The sequence below is a fragment of the Rhodanobacter sp. UC4438_H5 genome (genome assembly GCF_052978405.1).
The window spans coordinates 1,574,312-1,594,666 of the sequence record NZ_CM129672.1; the positions used below are offsets into that span (position 1 = coordinate 1,574,312).

Below are 20,355 nucleotides of genomic sequence, written 5' to 3' on the forward strand. Positions count from 1 at the left end.
CCATTCACCCACGCCAGGAGAACGCGTCGTGAGCACGCCATCGCCCGCCACTACCGAGCAGCCTGCGCTGCGCAGCGACGAGAGCGTCGCCAAGCAGCTGTTCCTGGGCAACATCCTGGAAGAGAACCTGTTCCCCTACCCGCAGATCCGCGCCCGCGACCGCGAAATGCTGGGCGCGATGACCGACGCGATCGACCAGTTCCTCGCCGACAAGACGGCCGAACTGAAGCAGTACGACCGCGACGCCGAGCAGCCGGCCGAGTTCATCCAGGCGCTGCGCGAGATGGGCCTGTTCGGCCTGATCATCCCGGAGGAATTCGGCGGCATGGAGCTGTCCAACGGCGCCTACGCCCGCGTGCTCGGCCAGACCAGCAGCCACGACAGCTCGGTCTCGCTGACCATCGGCGCGCACAGCTCGATCGGCATGAAGGGCCTGCTCTTGTTCGGCAGCGACGAACAGAAACAGCGCTACCTGCCGAAGCTGGCCACCGGCGAGATGATCGCCGCGTTCTGCCTCACCGAATCCGGCGCGGGTTCCGACGCCGCCTCCATCCGCACCAAGGCCGTGCGCAACGACGACGGCAGCTGGACGCTTTCCGGCGAGAAGATCTGGATCACCAACGGCGGCATCGCCGACTTCTACACCGTGTTCGCGCGCACCGACACGTCCGAGGGCAAGATCACCGCGTTCCTGGTCGAAGCGGCGTGGCCCGGCGTCAGCCACGGCCCGCACGAGGACAAGATGGGCATCCGTGCCTCGTCCACCACCACGGTCGCATTCGCCGACGTGCGGGTGCCGGCGGAAAACGTGCTGGGCCCGGTCGGCAAGGGCTTCAAGGTGGCCATGAGCATCTTGAACAGCGGCCGCACCGGCCTGGGCGGCGGCGCGGTCGGCGGCATGCGCTCGCTGATCCGCCTCGCCAGCGCGCAGGCGAAGGAGCGCAAGCAGTTCGGCCAGCCGATCGCCGAGTTCGGCCTGGTGCGCGAGAAGATCGCGCAGATGAGCGTGGACTGCTTCGCCGCCGAAAGCGCGGTGTGGATGGTGGCGCACCTGATCGACGGCGGCGGCAGCGACTACTCGGTCGAGGCGGCGATGAGCAAGGTGTTCGCCAGCGAGGCGGTGCAGCGCGCCTCCTACGAGGCGCTGCAGATCGCCGCCGGCAACGGCTTCATGCGCGAGTTTCCGTACGAGCAGATCACCCGCGACACGCGCATCCTGTCGATCTTCGAAGGCACCAACGAGATCCTGCGCCTGTACATCGCGCTGTCCGGCCTGAAGGGCGTGGGCGCGGGCCTTTCCGAGCTGAAGGCGGCGGTGGGCGACATCTTCAACGACCCGATCAAGGGCTTCGGCGTGCTCGGCAGCTACACCGGCCGGCGCATGCGCGAGGCCACCGGCTACGGCATCGACCGCATCGCGCACGAACTCTCGCCGCGGCTGCGCAAGGTCGCCGCCACCTACGAGAAATACACGGTGGAGCTGTCCAAATCCTCCGATGCGCTGCTGCGCCGCCATGGCAAGAAGGCGGCCGACATGCAGCACGCGCAGAAGCGCCTGGCCGACATCGCGATTGACCTGTTCGTCGGCCTGTGCGTGCTGTCGCGCGCCGACAGCCTGGCGCAGCAGTCGCATCCGGCCGCCGAGGAAGCCATGAGCATCGCCGAAGTGTTCGCGCGGCAGGCGCGCCGCCGCATGGCGCGCAATGTGCGCGGGCTGGAGCGCAACGAGGACGAGGCGATCGAGCAGCTGGCCGGCGCGGTGCTCGCGCATGACGGCTACCTGTGGGACGTGATCTGAAACCCGACCAAGGAGAACCCGCCATGAGCATCCCCACCGTCCGCGCCAGCACCGGCAGCGCGCCGTACGCGGTCGATTTCACCGACGACCAGGGCAACCGCTGGCACGCCGACGAGCCGCTCGAGGAAGGCGGCGCCAACACCGGCCCGGCGCCGCACCGGCTGCTGCTGTCGGCGCTGGGCGCCTGCACCGCGATCACGCTGCAGATGTACGCGGCGCGCAAAGGCTGGCCGCTGCGCCACGTCGGCGTCGACCTGAAATTCAATCCCGACGGCACGCCGGCCGCGGGCAACGACATCACCCGCGTGATCACGCTTGAAGGCGAGCTGGACGACGAGCAGCGCGAACGCCTGCTGCAGATCGCCAACAAGTGCCCGATCCACAAGGTGCTGACCGGCGAGGTACGCATCGCCTCGCGACTCGGCAATTCCCCTTGACACGTCGATGCCGCGGCTTGGGCCGTGCTTCGACAGGTGGCCGTGTCGGCGTCACGCACGCCGCAAACACGGCCGCCCGGACGGCCGTTCCGGGACAGGCATCGCAGGGCCCACCACGACCTCCCCCGCCACCGTGCATTGACACCGCTGCCGATACGGCGTAGACGGGCTTGGACGTGGCGCTTTCCGGGGAGAGAACGACCATGATCTTCCAGAACGTGATCTGGGCCATCACGCTGACGGGGATGGGGCTGGTGGCACTGGGCTTCGTCTATGCCATCACCCAGGCCGGCAGGCCGGCCGAAGCCGCCGAGGCCGCACGCGTCAACCGACGTTCCATCACCTTGCGCCGCGGACTGTTCCTGGCGCTGCTGCTGCTTGGCATCGGGATCGCCTGGGCCAGCCTGCGGCCCTTTCCCATCCCGCCGCAGCACGCACCACTGCAGGCAACGCAGGTGGTCGACGTGATCGGCCACCAATGGACCTGGGACGTCAGCCAGACGCACTTGAAGGTGGGTGAACCGGTTGAGTTCCGGGTGACCGCCAGCGACGTCAACCACGGCTTCGCGATCTACGCACCTGACGGCCGCATCGTCACCCAGACCCAGGCGATGCCCGGATTCACCAACAAGATCCTCTACACGTTCGACACCCCGGGCACCTACCGGATCATGTGCCTGGAATACTGCGGCGTCGCACACACCGGAATGACGACCGAACTCGAGGTTGCTGCCGCGGGGGACAAGCCATGAGCTCGCTCGAACTTTATCCGCTGGACGAGAGGCTGCCACGCGGCGAACGCGTGATGTTCAACCTCTACATGATCACCGCCCTGCTGCTGTTCGTGCTGATGATGCTGCTCGGCCTGACCATGCGCATGACCCAGGCCGAGTGGACACCGGTCCTGGCCGGCATGTTCTACAAGATCATGACGATGCACGGGGCCGGCATGGTCGGCACCATGAGCCTGGCCAGCACCGCCGTCATGTGGTTCTTCCTGCGCAAATACGTGTCGTTGCACCTGTGGGCGTTCGTGAGCAACTACGTGCTGTTCATGCTGGGCGCGCTGTGCATCATCTGGGCGGTGTTCATCGGCAACTTCGCCAGCGCATGGACCTTCCTCTACCCGCTGCCGGTGCACTCGATGGGCCTGTGGAGCAGCGGCGCAGCCGCCGCCTTCATGATCGGCTACCTGCTGATCGGCGTGGGCATGCTGCTGTTCTACCTTGACGCCGCCGCGGCGATCATTCGCCGCTACGGCAACCTGGGTCGCGGACTGGGCCTGCAATGGCTGTTCGGCGGCACGATCGACCCGACCCATCCCAAGGCCGTCGTGGCCGGCACCATGGTGATCATCGCCAACTCGCTCGGCATCCTGGCCGGCGCGGTGGTGCTGGTGATGTGCCTGATCAACCTCTACGACCCCGAGATCGCGCTCAACGCGCTGGTGGTGAAGAACCTGATCTACTGGTTCGGCCACATGATTATCAACGCCACCATCTACATGGGCGTGATCGCGGTCTACGAACTGCTGCCGCGCTACACCGGCAAACCCTACGGGATCTCGCGGCCGTTCCTGTGGTCGTGGGCGGTGAGCACGGTGTTCGTGATCATCGTGTTCCCGCACCACCTGCTGATGGATTACGCCGAGCCGCGCTGGATGCTGGTGATGGGCCAGATCATTTCCTACGCCGCCGGTTTCCCGGTGTTCCTGGTGACCGCGTACGGCGTGCTGACCAACATCCACCGCTCCGGGCTGCGCTGGAAGATGCCCTCGATGCTGGCCGTGCTGGCGCTGTTCGGCTGGGCCGCGGGCATCGTGCCGGCGATCATCGACGGCACCATCAGCGTCAACCGGGTGATGCACAACACGCAGTGGGTGCCGGGACACTTCCACTTCTACCTGCTGCTGGGCGTGTTGCCGATGATCCTCACCCTGCTCTACCACGTGGTCGGCAGCCGCCGGCGCGCGCCGGTCAACAGCGGCGCGGATCGTACCGGACTGTTCCTGTACGTCGTCGGCGGCATCAGCTTCTGCATGGCGTTCCTGTACGCCGGCCACGTCAGCGTGGCGCGGCGCTTCGCCGTGCACCTGCCGGAATGGGTGCCGACCGACCGCGTCGGCTCGGTCGCGGCGATGGTGTTGATCCTGGGCATGCTGGTGTTCGCGGTGCGCATCATCGTCGGCCTGCTCAAGGCACCGGCCGATGCCGATCCTTCGCACCCTGCTGGCTAGCGGACTGCTGCTCGTGCTCGGTGGCGCCGCGCTGACGGTCGCCACCGACGGCTTCCAGGCGTTCACCAGCGAAACTGCGCGCCGCCTCGCGGTGCGGCGCGACCCGCCGCTGGTACCGGCGGTGCTGCTGGAAACCCAGTCCGGCGCGCGGCTCAACCTGGCCGACCTGCGCGGTCGCTGGGTACTGGTCGACTTCGTCTACACCCGCTGCCAGAGCTGGTGCCTGGCGCTGGGCGGAGAGTTTGCGCAACTGCAGGATCAACTGGCTGCACCGCTGGCCGAAGACAAGCTGGTTCTGCTCAGCATCAGCTTCGATCCGGCGCACGACACCCCTGCGGAACTGTCCGCCTACCAGGAGCGCTTTCGCAGCCGCGGCCACGGCTGGATCGCCGCCCGGCCGATGAGCGATGAAGGCTCGCGCCAGCTGCTGCGCACGTTCGGCGTCACCGTGGTGCCGGACAGGATGGGCGGCTACGTGCACAACGCCGCGATCCACGTAGTCGACCCGCAAGGGCGGCTGGTGCGAATACTCGACACCGGCAACACGCAGACCGTGGCACAAACCGTGCGCGACGACATCGAACGATGATCGCCCACTGGCCACGCCTGGCTCCGAGTACGGCCGCCGTGCTGTTCGCAGCCCTGCTGCTGCCACCGGCACGGGCGTGGCTGGAAGGCCGCATGAGCTTGCAGATGCTGGTGCAGATACCGCTGTTGATCGGCACCGGTTGCCTGCTGGGCGGCGCGTTGCCGCCGCGAATCGCCGCAGGCATCGCGCGCTGGAACCGCCACGGCATCACCAGCCTGGTGCTGGCCACCCTGGCCGGCATGTTCTGGATGCTGCCGCGCTCGCTGGATGCGGCGGTCAGCGAACCATGGATGGCGTTCGCGAAGTTCACCAGCGTGCCCTTGCTGATCGGGCTGCCGCTGGGCCTGGGCTGGCCGCGCATGGGCTTCGTGGTGCGTGGCGTGTTCCTGCTCGAACTGATCGCCACGTTCTTCCGGCTGGGCTGGTTGTACCTGGTTTCGCCGGTGCGCCTGTGCAACAACTACCTGCTCGACGACCAGCAGCGCTCGGGCATGGCCATGCTGGTGATCGGCGGCCTCGTGCTGGCCGGCGTGGCCATCAAGCTGGTGTGGGGGCGTTTCGACCGGCAGTGAGCGGGCACCGCGGCTCCATCAGGCCCGCTGCGGCGCACGCAACCGGCGCAGCGAGTGACGGGTTATCGCGATCTCGCGCCAGTCATCGGCCGGCGCCCCCAGCGCCGCCTCCTGCTGTTTCTCGACCAGCGCGATGCGCAGGCCGCTGCCTTGCAGCGAGCGGGCAAAGCACAGGCCGGCTGATCCGCACGCCATCGACGTCAGCCGCCGCAACCGCCGCAGCAGATCGACGGCAGTTGCACTACCTGTGCCGGCGTCACCGCCCAGCCGAGCTGGCGCAACACTTCGATCAGGTCCGTCGCGGACGCCGCCGCGGACACGCGCATCACCAGGCCGCTCATGTCCAGGTCGACCACGGCGGTCGGGTCGACGTTGAACAAGGCGTCCTGCACCACCACCGGCTCGGGCGACCCGCCGGTCAGCGCAATGTGGAATTCCATGGGATACCTCGCTTCACCGGCATGTGTGCGGTGCTGTCGGGACCGATGCTGGCCCGCACTGCGCGGTGACGCCTTGACTCCAGTCAAGTCCCGTCACGGCGAACGATCCGCGCCACGTCCCGCGCGCGACGCCGGTCTGCAGCAAATTGCCGCAGGCCTCGGCGCGACAGGCTCGGCGGCGACGCGGGAGCTTCGGGTTCGACGCGCCCCATGCCGGGTATCGGTCGCCCGGGATCACGCACAGCGCCTCCCCGAAACCACACCGACGTGGCTGGATAGACAGCATCCATGCCGGGCTGATCAGATCAGGGTTTCCGTACTCGCCGCTTCCCCTTTTGGGGCCTGGCTCCGGATTCCCTGCCCGTTGCCCTCGTCCTCATTGCTTCTTGCGCGAATCCAGCACGCCCTGCAGCAGGCTGTTCAGGGCATCCTGCTTGCCGGATTTGCTCGCCGGCCGGGTCTCGGCTGCCGGGCTGTTGCGGCTGGCGTCACCGCCCAGCAAGCCGGCGACGGCCGAAGGATCGAGCTTGAAGCTGGGCGCGCTCGCGGTGCCGCCGACGTGCACGCCGACGCCATGTTCGGACGCGCTGCCGAGCACGCCGCCGAGCAGGCGCCCGGCCTTCGAATTGCGCAGCAGGCCGGCGGATGCCTGGTCACCGCCGGCCATCGCCTGATCGAGCTTGACCAGCATGTTGAAATCGAGCCGGCCGTCGGCAGCCATGCCGCCCTTGCCGGTGAAGCTGCCCAGCTCGGCGATCTCTGCGCTGGCCGGCTCGGCGTGGATGCCGGAGGGTGCGATCTTAAGCGTCGCGGCGGCGTGCCGGATCACCGTGTCCCGCGGTGCCTTGATGCCCGCCAGCGACAGCACCCCGCCGAGTTTCGAGCCCAGGCTGTAGCCGGCCAGGCGCGAGTCGTCGAGGGTTACCGGGCCGCTGATCACCAGCGCGTCGAGCGGGCCGCGCGCGCGCAGGTCCACGCCCACGCTGCCGCCGCTGAGGCGCGAGTCTTTCGGCAGCACCACGCCGAACACGGGCAGCAGCGGTTGCAGGTCGTCGACCGGCAACGCCTTGCCGCGCAGGTGAAGATCCAGCCCGATCACCTTGCCACGGTTGTCGAAGCTGCCGTCGACGGCGAGCTTCGCGCCGCCGCTGCCCAGCGTGCCTTGTTCGATGCGGCCGGTGCCGTCGAGCAATCGGTAGCTGGCCTGGTAGTCGATGCGCAGCGGCTGCGGCGACGGCGAACCGGACGCCACCAGCTTGAGCCGGCGCGCGTCGATGCCGCCCTTCGACGTCAGTACGCCCTTCGCCGAGCTGATCCGCGAGTCGATATCAAGCACGCCGCCGACGCCGTCGGCGCTGCTCATCAGGCCGGCGCCGACCAGGTCCAGCCCCTGCATCACCAGATGCGCCTCGACCGGCGTCAGCAGTGCGTCCTTCGCGTCCCATGGGCCGAGCGTGCCATCCAGTTTCAGGCTGCCGCCGCCGGCGATGTCGGCGCTCATCGAAAACGGAAACGCCGCACCGAGGCCCACATGGTCGGCGCGCAAATCCACTTTCCGATAGCTGCGCGCATCGCCGGCCGCGCGCTGCAGGTCGATGCGACCATCCGCGATCCGCAACCGGTCGACACTGAACGCGGGCGGTGGAGCGGACGAGGCACTGGCGGCGGGTGTCGTCGCCGTGCCGGCACCGAAATGGGAGAAGTTCCACTGGCCGGCACGATTCTGCAGCAGGCGCACCACCGGCTGGTCCAGCGTCAGCGAGGTGATCTGCACCTGCCTGTGCAGCAGCAACGGCCACAGCTTCACGCCAAGCTGCAACGATTTCGCGCTGACGAACGGCTTGTCGCCGAACGCCGGATCATCGCCGATGCGGATCTCGTCGGCATCCAGCGAGCCGGACCAGATCGAAACGTGCAACTGGCCCAGCGTCACCTCGCGGCCGAGCGCCTGCCCCAGGCTGGCCTGGATCTGCGGACGGAAGTGGTTGGCGTCGACCAGCAGCAAGGCGCCGCCCGCCACGATCAACACCAGCAGCACCAGGCCGAGCAAACCGAGCAGCAGGCGTTTCATGACCGTCACCTCGCGCAATTCCGTCGTGTGCCGATACTAGGAGCGTCGAGCTTCACCTGTCGATTCCGCGCGCCTTCGTTCGTCGCCTTCGCGTACCCTCCCCTATCAGGTGTCCCACGATGACCCTCAAGCTCTACGCCCACCCCTTCTCCTCCTACTGCCAGAAGGTGCTGATCGCGCTGTACGAGAACGACATCGCGTTCGAATGGCGCGTACTCACGCCGGATGACGCGGCCACCGACGCCGAGTTCACCGCGCTGTGGCCGATCCGGCGCATGCCCCTGCTGCGCGACGGCGAACGCACGGTGATCGAATCGAGCATCATCATCGAGTACCTCGACCGGCATTACCCCGGCGCCGCACCGCTGATTCCCTTCGACGTCGACACCGCACTGGAGGCGCGCGCGATGGACCGCTGCTTCGACCTCTACGTGCAAACCCCCGTGCAGAAGATCGTGTTCGACAGCCTGCGCCCCGCCGCCGACCGCGACCCCAGCGGCGTGAACGAGGCACGCGCGAGGCTGGATACCGCCTACGCCTGGCTGGACCGGAAACTCGCCGGCCGCCACTGGGCCACCGGCGGCGATTTCAGCCTCGCCGACTGTTCTGCCGCGCCCGCGCTGTTCTACGCCGACTGGACCCATCCCATTCCGGCGGACTTCGCCAACGTGCTGGCCTATCGGCAACGCCTGCTCGCGCGCCCTTCGTTCGCCCGGGCGGTGGACGAGGCGCGGCCCTACCGCTCGTACTTTCCGCTCGGCGCACCCGACCGCGACTGAGAGCCGCATCCCGCCGGATTGCCCGCAGCGGGACAACAGACATTCGGCTCATGCGCGGCGCGCCCGGCGCCCCTTCCACGCGTAACCGATCCCCAGCAGCACGAACCACACCGGACTCGCAATCAGCGCCTCGCGCGTATCCGGCTGCAGGCTCAGCAGTACCAGCACGAACACGAAGAACGCCAGGCACACCCAGCACATGAACACGCCGCCGGGCATCTTGTAGATCGACGCCTCGTGCAATTGCGGGCGCTTGCGCCGATAGGCCATGTAGGCAAACAGGATCAGCGACCACACGAACATGAACAGCACCGCCGACACCGTGGTGACCAGGGTGAAGGCGGTGACGAGGTCAGGAATCAGGTAGATCAGCGCCGCACCCAGCAGCAGGCAGAAGCAGGAGAACAACAGGCCCAGCGATGGCACCGCAGCGCGCGACAGCCGACCGAACGTCTTCGGCGCATGTTTTTCTTCGGCCAGGCCGTACAGCATGCGGCTGGTGGAGAAGATGCCGCTGTTGGCCGACGAGGTGGCCGAAGTCAGCACCACGAAATTGATCAGGCTGGCCGCGGCCGGGATGCCGGCCAGCACGAACAACTCCACGAACGGGCTCTTGCTCGGCTCCACCAGGCGCCACGGCGTGACCATCATGATCGCGACCAGCGCCAGCACGTAGAAGATGATGATGCGGATCGGGATCGAGTTGATCGCCTTGGGCAGGTTGCGCTGCGGGTTGGCGGTTTCCGCGGCGGTGGTGCCGACCAGCTCGATGCCGACGAAGGCGAACACCGCAATCTGGAAACCGGCGAAGAAACCGCTCATCCCCTTCGGAAAGAAGCCGTCGTCGTTCCACAGGTTGGCCACCGAGGCCTGGTGCCCGGTGGGCGAGGTGAAGCCCCAGGCGACCAGCGCAAAGCCGGTGACGATCAGCGCGCAGATCGCCACGATCTTGATCAGCGCGAACCAGAACTCCATCTCGCCGAACAGTTTCACCGTGACCAGGTTGAGGCTGAGCAGCAGCAGCACGCACAGCACGGCCGGAATCCACGGCGCCAGCCCCGGGAACCAGAACTGCGTGTATGCCGCGATGGCGATGACGTCGGCGATCGCGGTGATGATCCAGCAGAACCAGTAGGTCCAGCCGCAGAAGAAACCGGCCCACGGCCCGAGCAGGTCGGTGGAGAAATCGATGAACGACTTGTACTCGAGGTTCGACAGCAGCAGCTCGCCCATCGCCCGCATCACGAAGAACAGCATCACGCCGATGATCAGGTAGACCAGCAGGATCGACGGCCCGGCCAGGCTGATCGTCTTGCCCGAACCCATGAACAGGCCGGTACCGATCGCGCCGCCGATGGCGATCAGTTGCAGATGTCGGTTGGAAAGGCTGCGGCGCAGATGGTCGGGTTGTCCCGGCAATGCGGTCATGCGTCGAGCCTTTGCAATGAGGAAAGCGACAACATACAGAAAACCGGGCCCCGCGTGCACTCCCGCGCTACGCGCCCGCAGGCGCCGCCCGCGCGCAGTCCAGCGGCCAGCAGCCGAGCCGGATATGCCGCGTCCTGCCCAGCAGGCTGTGCACCAGCACGAATTCGTCGACGCGCCAGCCGATCGGCGCCACCGGCTCGGCGGCCACCTTGCGCGCGTCATATGCCAGGGTGACATGCGGCTCGAAACCGGCCCCGACCGGCACCACGCCCGCCTCGCGCAACAGCGCGGCAAGTTGCGCCTGGAAGGCGCGCAACGGCGCATTGCCGCCATCGGCGCGCAGCACGAACGGCAGCTTGTCGCGCCGGCCGTCGAAACTGGCCACGCGGTCGAACACCACTTCGAAAGGCGCTTCCAGCACCCGCGCTGCCGCCTTCATCGTGGCCTGCGCCACATCCGGTGGCAGCCCGGCCCAGTCGCCCAGATGCAGCAGGGTGATGTGGAAACGCTCCGGCAGCAGCGGCCTGCCGCGCAACCCGTGGCGGGTGCATTGTTCGGCGGCAAGCGCGCTCAACCGCGCCACGGTTGCCTGATCGGGGAACACCGCAAGGAACAGCCGGTCGGTCGCCGCCGCGGGTGCAAAGCCGGGAAATGAAGTCTGTGCCGCCACGCCCGTCACCCTCTGTGGTCATTGCCGGTGCGCGGCACCGGCGAGTTCAGTCCCTGCCCGCGCATCACTGCGGCAACGACGGAATCGCGAGGCTGCGCTCGGGGTCGCCGCTGGCGCCCGTGCGCAGGCCCGGCGGGATGTGCCCGACATCGCCCACCGAGATCACCTTGAACGTGCCGTCGGCCTCCACCCGGATGCGGGTGATGCTGGCATTGCCCACCGACATCTCCAGCCACGCCTGCGGATCGACGCCCATCGCGCGCACCACCATGTTGCGGATCACGTTGCCGTGGCAGACCATCAGGTCGGTCTGCTCATGACCGGATGCGGGCTTGAAATAGCGCGCGAACAGGCGATCGAACTGCGCCTTGCAGGCGGCCAGATCGGCCGGCTTTTCCTTCGCCATGATCGCGGCCCGGCGCGTCGGCGGCGTGCACTCGGCCAGATCGTCGACCACCTCGAAGCGACGCGCCGGGAAGTCCTCGCCGATCAACGCCGCCGTATCGCGCGCCCGCTGCACCGGGCTGACATACATCGCATCGAAACGCGTCGGCAACCCGGCCAGCCGCGCACCCGCCAGATGCGCCTGCGCCACCCCGAGCGGCGCCAGCTGCGGCCCCAGCTTCGGATCGGCTTTCGCATCGGGCAGGTAATAGCCGTGGCGCACCAGCACGATGGTGCGGGCAGCCGGCGCCGCCACATCGGCCGCGTGCAACGGGGCGATCAGCAACACCAGGCACAACCAGGGGAGCAGCCTTTTCATCACGAGCGATCCTGCAGCGGGTGTGGTGTCGAATGGTACCCGCTGCACGTCGTCATTCCCGTGCACCGCCATCCATGGCCATGCATGGGGCCATTCCTTCAACGCAGACCCACCGTGCCCTCGGCAGCCTTGACCAGCTTCGCCGGGTCGTAACCCACGCCATCCTTGAACACGAGGGTGACGTTCTCGATGTCCTTGATGCGCTCCGCCGGGTTGCCCCTGACCAGCACCAGGTCAGCCGCCTTGCCCACGTCGATCGAGCCGATCTCCTTTTCCACGCCCATGAAACGCGCGCCGTTCAAGGTGGCGATCCGGATGGCCTGCACCGGCGTGAGGCCCGCCTCCACCAGCAGCTCCACCTCACGCTGGTCGCCATAGCCCGCGATCACGCCACCGTAGCCGGTGGGATCGAGGCCGGCGAGCAGGGTGCCACCGGCCTCGACGAAGGCGCGTTCGAAAGCCATCTCCAACTTGAACGCCTGCGGCCACGGGGAATCCTTCATCGCCGCGACGCGCTCGCGCGCCTTCAGGTATTCGACGCGGGCCTGCGGCAACATCGCGTCCAGCACCCGCGCACCCTGCGGCGCGCGGCCGGGCACGAAAGTCTCGAACACCGGCAGCGTGGAGGTCACCGCAACGCGCTTCGCCACCAGATGCTTGATCAGCGCCCGGATTTCCGAGCCGTCGACCTTCAGCGTCGCCAGGTGCGCCACCGCGGCCTTGGTGTCCGGACACACATCCGGCTGCTTGCCGGGGCTGAACTCGGTGTCCACAAACAAGCCGTGCTCGAGATCGTCGATGCCGAGATCCGCCGCTTCGGTGAAGCCGATCGAACACAGGTGGCCGGTCACCTTGATGCCGCGCGCATGCGCCGCCGCGATCGCCGCCGACAACTCGGCGCGGGTGATGTGCATGTACGCCTTGAACGACGTCGCACCCTCGTCCATCCAGTAGTTCACCGTATCGCGCGCGTCGGCGGCATCTGCCAGCTCGTGCATCTGCGGCGTGAAGCTGCCCTTGCCTTCCAGATACGGCCCGGTGGTGTGCATCTTCGGCCCCGGAATACGGCCCGCGTCGATCGCCTTCTTCAGCGCCAGGTCGGTGTAGGGCTCGGTGCTGCCGGTGGTGCGGATGGTGGTGACGCCGCCGGCGAGGTACAGCTTGGGAAAACTCGACGCCTGCTCCGGATAGATCGCCTCCTTTGCCGCGGGATTCACCTTGGGCGCGGGATAGAACATGTGGTCGTGCATGCCGACCAGGCCGGGAATCAGCGTCTGCCCGCCGCCGTCGATGACCGTCGCGCCCTCGGGCAAGGTCACGTGGCGCCCGACCGCCGCGATGCGCCCGTCGCGCAGCAACACCGTCTGGTTCTCCCGGGCGGGCGTGCCGTGGCCGTCGATCACCCGCACGTGGATGATCGCCAGCAGTGGCTGGGCGTGCACGACATAAACCTGCGCCGGAGACGACAACACCGGCATGGCGGCCCGGGCCGGCGACGCGGCCCCGAACGCGGCGCAGACCACAACCAGGGCGAACGCCCGCACTGTACTCATGCCACGAAGATTCGACGAACGATGCATGACTGCCCCCGGTTTGCGTGATGCACGGTTCCACTCGACCGCGCCGGGCGGAATGTACGCCCAGCGCCGCCGCCGGGGAATGGCTTGCCGCGACCAATTTGTCATGTATGTTGACTGTCAAGTACACGGACTAATGAGTTGCCATGTCCCGCACACCTCACTGGCACGAGCAAGTCGTGACGCCGGCCCTGCTCCGCCACGCGCGAACCATTTACGGCACGGCCATGCGCCGGGCACTGGGCAACGCCGGCTATCACGATATTCCGAAGAACGGCCTGTACCTGATTGGCGGCATGGCACTCCACGAGCGCGGCGTGCCGCTGGGGGAACTGGTCCGGGAGTTGCGCGTGTCCAAGCAGGCCGCCAGCCAGCTCGTCGACGCACTGGTGGCGGGTGGCTACCTGCAGCGTGCCGCCGACGAAAACGATCGCCGCAAGCTGGTCGTGACCCTGACTCGACGAGGCCGCGCCGCCGCGGAGGTGCAGGCGAAAGCGCGCGAGCAGGTCGACGCCGAACTGCTTGCGCGTGTCGGTGCCCGCGCGGTCGGCACCACCCGCAGGACGCTCGCCGCCCTGATCGACCTCGGCCAGCCCGGCGAAAGTGGCCACCGACACGACTGAGCCGCTTGCTGGAACCTTTGCTCCAGCCCCACCACATGAGCGATGCCATGCACGACTATCTCTTCCTGATGCACCCGCTGCCTCCCGGCTCCGACAGAAACCCCGGCGACTGGGGTTCCTACCTAGCCCGACTTCGTCGCACCGGCCGGTTCGGCGGGGGCAGCTCGGTCGGCGGCGGCGTGTGCGTCTCCCGCTCCGGCGTCGCGCCGATCTCGATGCCACTCGCGGGCTACATCCGGGTCAGCGCGGATTCCATCGAGGATGCCTGTGCCCTGCTCGAGGGAAATCCCGTGATCGAGGCGGGCGGCACCGTCGAGGTGCGCGAGCTCCCGCGCGACTGAGGCGGCTCGGGCGCGGGACAGGTTGACGGAGCGCCTGGCGCAGAGGACAGTGACGGCGCTGGAAAACGACACGCCGGCGCGCGCCCCGGCCATCGCCAGGAGTCGTCCGGGAGGCCATCATGAGCTCCCTTCAGCCCACCTTGTTCGCCGCCATGGTGCTGCTCGCCGCAACCGGTACCGCCACGGTGTCCTCCGTTTCGCTCAACGGATTCACGCCCAAGGTATCAGCAAGGCTGCGCCCCTGCCTCGGTGAGGTTCCCTGCGCGGATCGCCTGGGCTAACCTGGCCCGAGGGGGCGCGGCATGGCGTATTGGTGGGTCAACCACAAACAGACTCGCGACCACGAGGTTCGTGGTGGCTATCTGTGGTCGCCCTATCGAAACGCCAACGGCGCGTACAACCAGACCTACGAGAACATGAAGCTCGTGCGGCCGGGCGATATCGTCTTCTCGTATGCCCACGGTCGCATCGGTTCTGTCGGCCGTGTCACCGTTCCCGCCTCGCCTAGCCCCAAGCCCATCGAGTTCGGCAATGTCGGTGATTACTGGTCCCGCGAAGGCTGGCTTGTCGAGGTCGATTTCAGGGAAGCACACCGCCCACTGCGACCCGCGGAGCATATCCAGGCCATCGCCCCGATGCTTCCACCACGTCATTCGCCATTGCAAAAGAATGGCCACGGCAATCAGGGATGCTATCTGGCTGGAATCTCCGATGCGCTCGGCCACGTGCTGATGGCCTCGCTCGATATGCAACAAGTACGCGATCTGGATCAGGAGGTCCCGTATCTGATCGAGCATGAACCCAACGCCCAGGTGCTCGACGATATCCACCGCATCGAAACAGACGCCTCGGTCCCCGAAACCCAGCGCCGGCAACTGGCCAAAGCCCGGGTCGGCCAAGGTTACTTTCGCAAACAGGTAATCCTGCTGGACGGTGCTTGCCGCGTCACCGGCGTCACCGACACCCGCGTGCTTATCGCAAGCCACATCAAACCCTGGCGCGAAGCCTCCAACGCGGAGCGCCTCAGCGGCTACAACGGACTGCTGCTCTCGCCGCACGTCGACGCCCTGTTCGACGAACAGTTCATCACATTTGAAGACGACGGCCGCATGCACGTCCATCCCTCGCTATCGCGCGACGTGCTCGATCGCTGGTCAATTGATCCGCACAGGCGCGTTGACCCATTCCGGTCAGAGCAAGCTTCGTTCCTCGCACATCACCGAGAGCTCTTCGCGCGCAAGGCGACATCCCTTTGGCTCACCTAAAATTCGCGGTGACGCTCGCACGGAATTTGTTGCCCGCAATTTCAGCGCATGAGCCCGCTCGCGGTGATACTCGGCTGCGTCGAGCCCGTTCGCGTCCTACAAAACAGCCTCCAGCCCCTTGCGATCAATCAGGTTCAGCAGCTTCAGCGAAGGACCGCTGGGCTTCTTCTCGCCAATTTCCCACTTCTGCACGGTGGAAACGCTGGTGTTGAGCACGGCAGCGAAGACGGCCTGGCTGACCTTCGAATTCTCGCGGATCAGCTTGATCTTGCTTGCGTCAATGTCCGGCACGGCGAGATGGCTCAGCGCTTCGTACTCGTGCATGCGGCGCTTGCTGATCACACCAGCCCGATGCAGGCCTGTGGCCGTCTCGTGGACTTCGGCAAGAATGCGGCTCTTGCGGACTTTGTTAGTCATGGTCTACCTCCACAAGTTCGTCGGCTTCCAGCGCGGCGGCAAGAGCTTTGTCGTCCTGACCAAGAAGATCTGACGCCAGCTCCTGCAGCGCGCGAAGCTCATGCTTGTCGATATTGGCTCGTTCGTTCTTGCCGAAACCAAAGATGAAGTACCAGCGGTCGCCTCGATTGGTGGCGACGATGGTTCGTGCGCCTCCGCGCTTTCCACGGCCGGGCAAGGCAATCCGTTTCTTGACCAACTGTCCGCCGAGGTCGGCATCGATCAGTCCTGCCTCCATCTCGATCACCGACTGGAACAGATCAGGACCGGCCAGACCCGTCTTGCCCATCCAACGGCTGAACGTCCGTGTTCTGAAAATCCGTTTCATGGCTACAACCATAGCACTTGGTGATATGGTTTTCATCTGCCCGTGGAGTCCTCGCATCAGTCAAAAAAGAAGCCCGCCATCGGCGGGCTTCTTCAGGCCAACGAGGTATCCCGTGCCCTACCCCAGCAACACCCGGTTCATCCGCTGCACGAATGCGGCGGGGTCCGGCAGCTGTGCACCGGCGGAAATCTCCGCCTGCTCCAGCAGCAGCGTAGCGAGATCGCGCGCCTTGTCCTCATCGGCCTCGTTCTCCACACGCTTGACCAGCGCGTGCGCCGGGTTGATCTCCAGCGTTGGCTTGCTCTCGGGCATGTCCTGCCCGGCTTCGCGCAGCAGACGCGCCAGGTGCGGGGCCATTTCGTAATCGGAGAGCGCCAGGCACGACGGCGAATCGGTCAGGCGGGCGGACACCTTCACCTCGCCCACGCGATCGCCGAGCAGGTCCTTGAGCTTCTTCAGCAGCGGCTCGGCCTCTTTCGTGGCCTCTTCCTGCTTTTTCTTGTCGGCCTCGTCCAGCGGTACCTCGCCCTTGGCCACGCTCTTGAGCTTCTTGCCTTCGTACTCGCTCAGGGAGCCGATCATCCATTCGTCGATGCGGTCGGACATCAGCAGCACCTCGATGTCCTTGGCCTTGAACGCTTCCAGCTGCGGGCTGCCGGCGGCGGCCTTGTAGCTGTCGGCGGTGATGTACCAGATCGCGTCCTGGCCGACGGCCATGCGGCTGATGTAGTCGTCCAGCGAGACGTTCTGTGCGGTGCCCTCGCCCTTGGTCGAGGTGAAGCGCAGCAGCTTGGCGATGCGCTCGCGGTTGTTGGCGTCTTCGCTGATGCCTTCCTTGAGCGTATTGCCGAAGGCCTTGTAGAAGGTCGCGAACTTCTCCGGTTCGTCGCGGGCGAGCTTCTCGATCAGGTCGAGCACGCGCTTGACGCAAGCCGCCTTGATGCGGTCGACCTGACGGTTGTGCTGCAGGATTTCGCGGCTGACGTTGAGCGGCAGGTCGTCGGCATCGACCACGCCGCGCACGAAGCGCAGGTAGTTCGGCAGCAGCTCTTCGGCGGCGTCCATGATGAAGACGCGCTTGATGTAGAGCTTCAGGCCCTTGCGCTCGTCGCGGCCGCCCATCATCAGATCGAACGGCGGCTGCGCGGGAATGTAGAGCAGCGTGGTGAAACTCTGGCTGCCCTCGACGCGGTTGTGCGTCCACGCCAGCGGGTCGTTGAAATCGTGGCCGAGCGACTTGTAGAAGCTCTGGTAGTCCTCGTCGGAAATGTCCGATTTCGGCTTGGTCCACAGCGCGGAGGCCGCGTTGATGCTCTCGAACTCGTCGGTGGGCTTGCCGTCCTTTTCCACCGGCATGCGGATCGGGAACGCCACGTGGTCGGAGTACTTGCGGATCAGCGATTTCAGCTGCCAGCCCTTGAGGAAGTCGTCCTCGTCGGCCTTCAGGTGCAGGATCACCGCGGTGCCGCGTTCGGCCTGCTCGACCGGTTCCAGCGAGTACTCGCCCTTGCCGTCGCTCTCCCACTTCACGCCCTCGGCCGCGGGTGCGTCCGCGCGCCGGGTCACCACGGTGACCTTGTCGGCCACCACGAAGGCGGAATAGAAACCCACGCCGAACTGGCCGATCAGGCGGGCGTCGGCCTTCTGCTCGCCGCTCATCGCCTCCAGGAAACGGCGCGTGCCCGAGCTGGCGATGGTGCCGATGTTGGCCACCACCTCGTCGCGGCTCATGCCGATGCCGTTGTCGCGCACGGTGACGGTACGCGCCTCCGGGTCCCAGTTGATGTCGATGTGCAACTCGCTGTCGCCGGCCAGGAGTCCGGGCTTGGCGATCGACTCGAAGCGCAGCTTGTCGCAGGCGTCGGAGGCGTTGGAGATCAGCTCGCGCAGGAAGATCTCCTTGTGCGAGTACAGCGAGTGGGTGACCAGGCGCAGGACCTGGGCAACTTCGGCTTCGAACTGGCGAGTTTCGGCGACAGGCGCATTCATGGGCGGATTCAACTCCATGGCAAATGAAAATGGTGGGTCGTCGCCTCCTCGGGCATGACCGGCGGACCGACCCCGCACGATCCCCGCACCGGTGGAACCGGTCATGGAAACGCGACAACTGGCCCCGAGATTCGGGCAGCCGGCCGCGGTTTCAAGGCCGGACGGCCGATAAAATGGCCCGATGACGTACCGCGGACGCTTCGCCCCTTCGCCCACCGGGCAACTGCACTTCGGCTCGCTGGTGGCCGCGGTGGGCAGCTGGCTGTGCGCCCGCCACGCCGGCGGCGAATGGCTGGTGCGGATGGAGGATATCGACCCCCCGCGCGAGGTGCCCGGCGCCGCCGCCGACATCCTCGCCGCGCTGCCCGCGTTCGGCCTGGTGGCGGATGCGCCGGTGCTGTTCCAGTCGCAGCGCACCGCCGCCTACGACGAGGCGTTCGCGGCGTTGCGCGCGGCCGACCTGGTATTTCCCTGCACCTGCAGCCGAAGCCAGCTCGCCGCCAGCGGCGGCATCCATCGCGACGGCCACTGCATCGACGGCAGTCACGCCGATCGCGAACCGGCGTGGCGGCTGCGCGTGAGCGATGTGGAGATCGGGTTCGACGACGCCCTGCTGGGGCCGCAACGCGAGCGGTTGCGCGAAACCGTGGGCGATTTCGTGATCCGCCGCGCCGACGGTTTCTATTCCTACCAGTTGGCCTGCGTGGTGGACGACGCCTTCCAGGGCATCACCGAGGTGGTGCGGGGCCAGGACCTGCTCGACTCCACCGCGCGGCAGATCTGGCTGCAGCGCTGCCTGGGCCTGACCACGCCGACGTATCGACACCTGCCCCTGGTGCATGACAAGGCCGGCAACAAGCTGTCGAAATCCTCCCACGCCTGGCCGCTAGACCCCGGCGAGCCCACGCCGGCGCTGCGCCGCGCACTCGCTTTCCTCGGGCAGGCGTTGCCGGACCGGCCGGTGGATGCAGACGCCCTGCTGGCCCACGCGCTGACCAGCTTCGACCCCGCCCGATTGCCGCATTGCAGCGGTAGTTCCCCCGACTGATCGGCTATAACTGGACGGCCGTTCACGCCGTTTTGCACGAGCAGTGCAGGCGCGCGACAACGGCAACATTCGCGTGCTTGACTTGGGCAAACAGGAGATCGACGGCATGACCCAGCGTACGGCTTTGGTTACCGGGGGAACCGGGGGCATCGGCAGCGCCATCGTGCGCCATCTGGCGAAACAGGGTCACAAGGTCGCCACCAATTATCGCGACGAGGCCAAGACCGCCGCCTGGCGCGAAGCGATGGCGCAGGAGGGCATCGAGGTGTGCACGGTGCGCGGCGATGTGTCCGATCCCGAATCCTGCGCGGCGATGGTGCGGGCGATCGAGGAAAAATGCGGTCCGGTGGACATCCTGGTCAACAACGCCGGCATTACCCGCGACACCACCTTCCACAAGATGAACTATCAGCAGTGGACGGACGTGATCAACACCAACCTCAACTCCTGCTTCAACGTCACCCGCGCGGTGATCGAGGGCATGCGCGCGCGCAAGTGGGGCCGCATCGTGCAGATCAGCTCGATCAACGGCCAGAAGGGCCAGTACGGCCAGGCCAACTACGCCGCGGCCAAGGCCGGCATGCACGGTTTCACCATCTCGCTGGCGCAGGAAAACGCCAAGTTCGGCATCACCGTCAACACCGTCTCGCCCGGCTACGTCGCCACCGACATGGTAATGGCCGTGCCGGCGGAAGTGCGCGCCAAGATCGAGGCGCAGATCCCGCTCGGCCGGCTCGGCCGGCCGGAGGAGATCGCCCACGCCGTGGCCTTCCTCACCGGCGAGGAAACCGGCTGGATGACCGGCGCCAACCTGGCGATCAATGGCGGCCAGTACATGGGGTGGTGATGGGGCAGGAGTGAGAGACGAGGAGTGAGAAACGAGGGAGAGCAACAGCCCGGCCGTAGGGCGGGCACGGCCCGCCGTTCTTGATTGCGCGTGCTGTC

The 20,355-nt window shown here is 66.7% G+C and carries 23 protein-coding genes; 13 read left to right on the forward strand and 10 right to left on the reverse strand.

What is annotated here, in order from left to right; genetic code table 11:
* Positions 1-28: 28 nt before the first annotated feature.
* The 6 genes from ACVCL9_RS07455 (at position 29) to ACVCL9_RS07480 (ending at position 5,632) form a co-directional block, all read left to right on the forward strand.
* Positions 29-1,798 (forward strand): acyl-CoA dehydrogenase family protein, encoded by a 1,770-nt coding sequence (locus ACVCL9_RS07455; protein WP_447098577.1) that lies wholly within the window; start codon positions 29-31, stop codon positions 1,796-1,798.
* A gap of 23 nt (positions 1,799-1,821) precedes the next feature.
* A complete protein-coding gene (locus ACVCL9_RS07460) occupies positions 1,822-2,235 on the forward strand; it encodes an OsmC family protein (RefSeq protein ID WP_447098576.1) in 414 nt (137 codons plus the stop codon).
* A gap of 203 nt (positions 2,236-2,438) precedes the next feature.
* A complete protein-coding gene (locus tag ACVCL9_RS07465) occupies positions 2,439-2,987 on the forward strand; it encodes a cytochrome oxidase (protein ID WP_395119311.1) in 549 nt (182 codons plus the stop codon).
* Positions 2,984-4,471: a cbb3-type cytochrome c oxidase subunit I gene (locus tag ACVCL9_RS07470; protein ID WP_395119313.1), complete on the forward strand. Its 1,488-nt coding sequence runs from the start codon at positions 2,984-2,986 to the stop codon at positions 4,469-4,471. Before ACVCL9_RS07465 ends, ACVCL9_RS07470 begins: the two co-directional genes overlap by 4 nt.
* A complete protein-coding gene (locus tag ACVCL9_RS07475) occupies positions 4,443-5,060 on the forward strand; it encodes an SCO family protein (protein ID WP_447098575.1) in 618 nt (205 codons plus the stop codon). Before ACVCL9_RS07470 ends, ACVCL9_RS07475 begins: the two co-directional genes overlap by 29 nt.
* 38 nt (positions 5,061-5,098) lie before the next feature.
* Positions 5,099-5,632 (forward strand): hypothetical protein, encoded by a 534-nt coding sequence (locus ACVCL9_RS07480; RefSeq protein ID WP_447098574.1) that lies wholly within the window; start codon positions 5,099-5,101, stop codon positions 5,630-5,632.
* Positions 5,633-5,650: 18 nt separating this feature from the next.
* Here ACVCL9_RS07480 and ACVCL9_RS07485 read toward each other — a convergent pair whose 3' ends face one another.
* The 3 genes from ACVCL9_RS07485 to ACVCL9_RS07495 form a co-directional block, all read right to left on the reverse strand.
* A complete protein-coding gene (locus tag ACVCL9_RS07485; protein ID WP_395119319.1) occupies positions 5,651-5,827 on the reverse strand; it encodes a hypothetical protein in 177 nt (58 codons plus the stop codon).
* A 5-nt stretch (positions 5,828-5,832) separates the two neighbouring features.
* Positions 5,833-6,072 carry a hypothetical protein gene (locus tag ACVCL9_RS07490; protein ID WP_395119321.1) on the reverse strand — a complete coding sequence of 80 codons (240 nt, stop codon included), beginning with the start codon at positions 6,070-6,072 and terminating at the stop codon, positions 5,833-5,835.
* A gap of 376 nt (positions 6,073-6,448) precedes the next feature.
* Positions 6,449-8,152: an AsmA family protein gene (locus ACVCL9_RS07495; protein ID WP_447098573.1), complete on the reverse strand. Its 1,704-nt coding sequence runs from the start codon at positions 8,150-8,152 to the stop codon at positions 6,449-6,451.
* A 110-nt stretch (positions 8,153-8,262) separates the two neighbouring features.
* Here ACVCL9_RS07495 and ACVCL9_RS07500 point away from each other — a divergent pair, with 110 nt between their 5' ends.
* The gene (locus ACVCL9_RS07500; protein WP_447098572.1) at positions 8,263-8,922 is read left to right on the forward strand and encodes a glutathione S-transferase family protein; all 660 of its coding nucleotides are present in this window, start codon (positions 8,263-8,265) and stop codon (positions 8,920-8,922) included.
* 48 nt (positions 8,923-8,970) lie between these two features.
* On the opposite strand, the gene cycA is transcribed toward ACVCL9_RS07500, so the two are convergent.
* From cycA to ACVCL9_RS07520, 4 genes are all read right to left on the reverse strand, one after another.
* A complete protein-coding gene (gene cycA / locus ACVCL9_RS07505; RefSeq protein WP_447098571.1) occupies positions 8,971-10,350 on the reverse strand; it encodes a D-serine/D-alanine/glycine transporter in 1,380 nt (459 codons plus the stop codon).
* A 67-nt stretch (positions 10,351-10,417) separates the two neighbouring features.
* Positions 10,418-11,020 (reverse strand): 2'-5' RNA ligase family protein, encoded by a 603-nt coding sequence (locus ACVCL9_RS07510; protein ID WP_447098570.1) that lies wholly within the window; start codon positions 11,018-11,020, stop codon positions 10,418-10,420.
* Positions 11,021-11,084: 64 nt separating this feature from the next.
* Positions 11,085-11,783 carry a histidine phosphatase family protein gene (locus tag ACVCL9_RS07515; protein WP_447098569.1) on the reverse strand — a complete coding sequence of 233 codons (699 nt, stop codon included), beginning with the start codon at positions 11,781-11,783 and terminating at the stop codon, positions 11,085-11,087.
* A 98-nt stretch (positions 11,784-11,881) separates the two neighbouring features.
* On the reverse strand, positions 11,882-13,336 hold the full coding sequence (locus ACVCL9_RS07520; RefSeq protein ID WP_447098568.1) for an amidohydrolase family protein: 1,455 nt from the start codon (positions 13,334-13,336) through the stop codon (positions 11,882-11,884).
* Positions 13,337-13,506: 170 nt separating this feature from the next.
* Between ACVCL9_RS07520 and ACVCL9_RS07525 the strand changes: the two genes are divergently transcribed.
* From ACVCL9_RS07525 to ACVCL9_RS07540, 4 genes are all read left to right on the forward strand, one after another.
* Positions 13,507-13,983 carry a MarR family winged helix-turn-helix transcriptional regulator gene (locus tag ACVCL9_RS07525; protein WP_447098567.1) on the forward strand — a complete coding sequence of 159 codons (477 nt, stop codon included), beginning with the start codon at positions 13,507-13,509 and terminating at the stop codon, positions 13,981-13,983.
* Positions 13,984-14,030: 47 nt separating this feature from the next.
* On the forward strand, positions 14,031-14,324 hold the full coding sequence (locus ACVCL9_RS07530) for a hypothetical protein (protein ID WP_447098566.1): 294 nt from the start codon (positions 14,031-14,033) through the stop codon (positions 14,322-14,324).
* A 119-nt stretch (positions 14,325-14,443) separates the two neighbouring features.
* On the forward strand, positions 14,444-14,605 hold the full coding sequence (locus ACVCL9_RS07535) for a hypothetical protein (RefSeq protein WP_447098565.1): 162 nt from the start codon (positions 14,444-14,446) through the stop codon (positions 14,603-14,605).
* Between the two features lie 21 nt (positions 14,606-14,626).
* A complete protein-coding gene (locus tag ACVCL9_RS07540; protein ID WP_447098564.1) occupies positions 14,627-15,589 on the forward strand; it encodes an HNH endonuclease in 963 nt (320 codons plus the stop codon).
* A gap of 96 nt (positions 15,590-15,685) precedes the next feature.
* Here the strand turns inward: ACVCL9_RS07540 and ACVCL9_RS07545 are convergent, their stop codons facing one another.
* The 3 genes from ACVCL9_RS07545 to htpG all read right to left on the reverse strand — a co-directional run bounded on the left by ACVCL9_RS07545 (position 15,686) and on the right by htpG (position 18,362).
* Complete coding sequence (locus ACVCL9_RS07545; RefSeq protein ID WP_447098563.1) at positions 15,686-16,006, reverse strand: helix-turn-helix domain-containing protein; 321 nt, start codon at positions 16,004-16,006, stop codon at positions 15,686-15,688.
* Positions 15,999-16,373 carry a type II toxin-antitoxin system RelE/ParE family toxin gene (locus ACVCL9_RS07550; RefSeq protein ID WP_447098562.1) on the reverse strand — a complete coding sequence of 125 codons (375 nt, stop codon included), beginning with the start codon at positions 16,371-16,373 and terminating at the stop codon, positions 15,999-16,001. Before ACVCL9_RS07550 ends, ACVCL9_RS07545 begins: the two co-directional genes overlap by 8 nt.
* 117 nt (positions 16,374-16,490) lie before the next feature.
* On the reverse strand, positions 16,491-18,362 hold the full coding sequence (gene htpG / locus ACVCL9_RS07555; RefSeq protein WP_447098561.1) for a molecular chaperone HtpG: 1,872 nt from the start codon (positions 18,360-18,362) through the stop codon (positions 16,491-16,493).
* Between the two features lie 181 nt (positions 18,363-18,543).
* Here htpG and gluQRS point away from each other — a divergent pair, with 181 nt between their 5' ends.
* Together gluQRS and phbB are read left to right on the forward strand one after the other, a co-directional pair.
* A complete protein-coding gene (gluQRS, locus tag ACVCL9_RS07560; RefSeq protein WP_447098560.1) occupies positions 18,544-19,410 on the forward strand; it encodes a tRNA glutamyl-Q(34) synthetase GluQRS in 867 nt (288 codons plus the stop codon).
* Positions 19,411-19,516: 106 nt separating this feature from the next.
* On the forward strand, positions 19,517-20,257 hold the full coding sequence (phbB, locus tag ACVCL9_RS07565) for a beta-ketoacyl-ACP reductase (RefSeq protein ID WP_395119344.1): 741 nt from the start codon (positions 19,517-19,519) through the stop codon (positions 20,255-20,257).
* Positions 20,258-20,355: the final 98 nt, after the last annotated feature.

What these genes read in the sequence shown, in the direction of transcription:
- ACVCL9_RS07485 (WP_395119319.1), bottom strand. Translation starts at nt 5,827, where the DNA reads ATGGCGTGCGGATCAGCCGGCCTGTGCTTTGCCCGCTCGCTGCAAGGC.
- ACVCL9_RS07545 (WP_447098563.1), bottom strand. Translation starts at nt 16,006, where the DNA reads ATGACTAACAAAGTCCGCAAGAGCCGCATTCTTGCCGAAGTCCACGAG.
- ACVCL9_RS07475 (WP_447098575.1), top strand. Translation starts at nt 4,443, where the DNA reads ATGCCGATCCTTCGCACCCTGCTGGCTAGCGGACTGCTGCTCGTGCTC.
- ACVCL9_RS07530 (WP_447098566.1), top strand. Translation starts at nt 14,031, where the DNA reads ATGCACGACTATCTCTTCCTGATGCACCCGCTGCCTCCCGGCTCCGAC.
- ACVCL9_RS07520 (WP_447098568.1), bottom strand. Translation starts at nt 13,336, where the DNA reads ATGAGTACAGTGCGGGCGTTCGCCCTGGTTGTGGTCTGCGCCGCGTTC.
- ACVCL9_RS07500 (WP_447098572.1), top strand. Translation starts at nt 8,263, where the DNA reads ATGACCCTCAAGCTCTACGCCCACCCCTTCTCCTCCTACTGCCAGAAG.
- ACVCL9_RS07540 (WP_447098564.1), top strand. Translation starts at nt 14,627, where the DNA reads ATGGCGTATTGGTGGGTCAACCACAAACAGACTCGCGACCACGAGGTT.
- ACVCL9_RS07525 (WP_447098567.1), top strand. Translation starts at nt 13,507, where the DNA reads ATGTCCCGCACACCTCACTGGCACGAGCAAGTCGTGACGCCGGCCCTG.
- ACVCL9_RS07460 (WP_447098576.1), top strand. Translation starts at nt 1,822, where the DNA reads ATGAGCATCCCCACCGTCCGCGCCAGCACCGGCAGCGCGCCGTACGCG.
- ACVCL9_RS07535 (WP_447098565.1), top strand. Translation starts at nt 14,444, where the DNA reads ATGAGCTCCCTTCAGCCCACCTTGTTCGCCGCCATGGTGCTGCTCGCC.
- ACVCL9_RS07490 (WP_395119321.1), bottom strand. Translation starts at nt 6,072, where the DNA reads ATGGAATTCCACATTGCGCTGACCGGCGGGTCGCCCGAGCCGGTGGTG.
- cycA (WP_447098571.1), bottom strand. Translation starts at nt 10,350, where the DNA reads ATGACCGCATTGCCGGGACAACCCGACCATCTGCGCCGCAGCCTTTCC.
- htpG (WP_447098561.1), bottom strand. Translation starts at nt 18,362, where the DNA reads ATGAATGCGCCTGTCGCCGAAACTCGCCAGTTCGAAGCCGAAGTTGCC.
- phbB (WP_395119344.1), top strand. Translation starts at nt 19,517, where the DNA reads ATGACCCAGCGTACGGCTTTGGTTACCGGGGGAACCGGGGGCATCGGC.
- ACVCL9_RS07550 (WP_447098562.1), bottom strand. Translation starts at nt 16,373, where the DNA reads ATGAAACGGATTTTCAGAACACGGACGTTCAGCCGTTGGATGGGCAAG.
- ACVCL9_RS07465 (WP_395119311.1), top strand. Translation starts at nt 2,439, where the DNA reads ATGATCTTCCAGAACGTGATCTGGGCCATCACGCTGACGGGGATGGGG.
- ACVCL9_RS07470 (WP_395119313.1), top strand. Translation starts at nt 2,984, where the DNA reads ATGAGCTCGCTCGAACTTTATCCGCTGGACGAGAGGCTGCCACGCGGC.
- ACVCL9_RS07515 (WP_447098569.1), bottom strand. Translation starts at nt 11,783, where the DNA reads ATGAAAAGGCTGCTCCCCTGGTTGTGCCTGGTGTTGCTGATCGCCCCG.
- gluQRS (WP_447098560.1), top strand. Translation starts at nt 18,544, where the DNA reads ATGACGTACCGCGGACGCTTCGCCCCTTCGCCCACCGGGCAACTGCAC.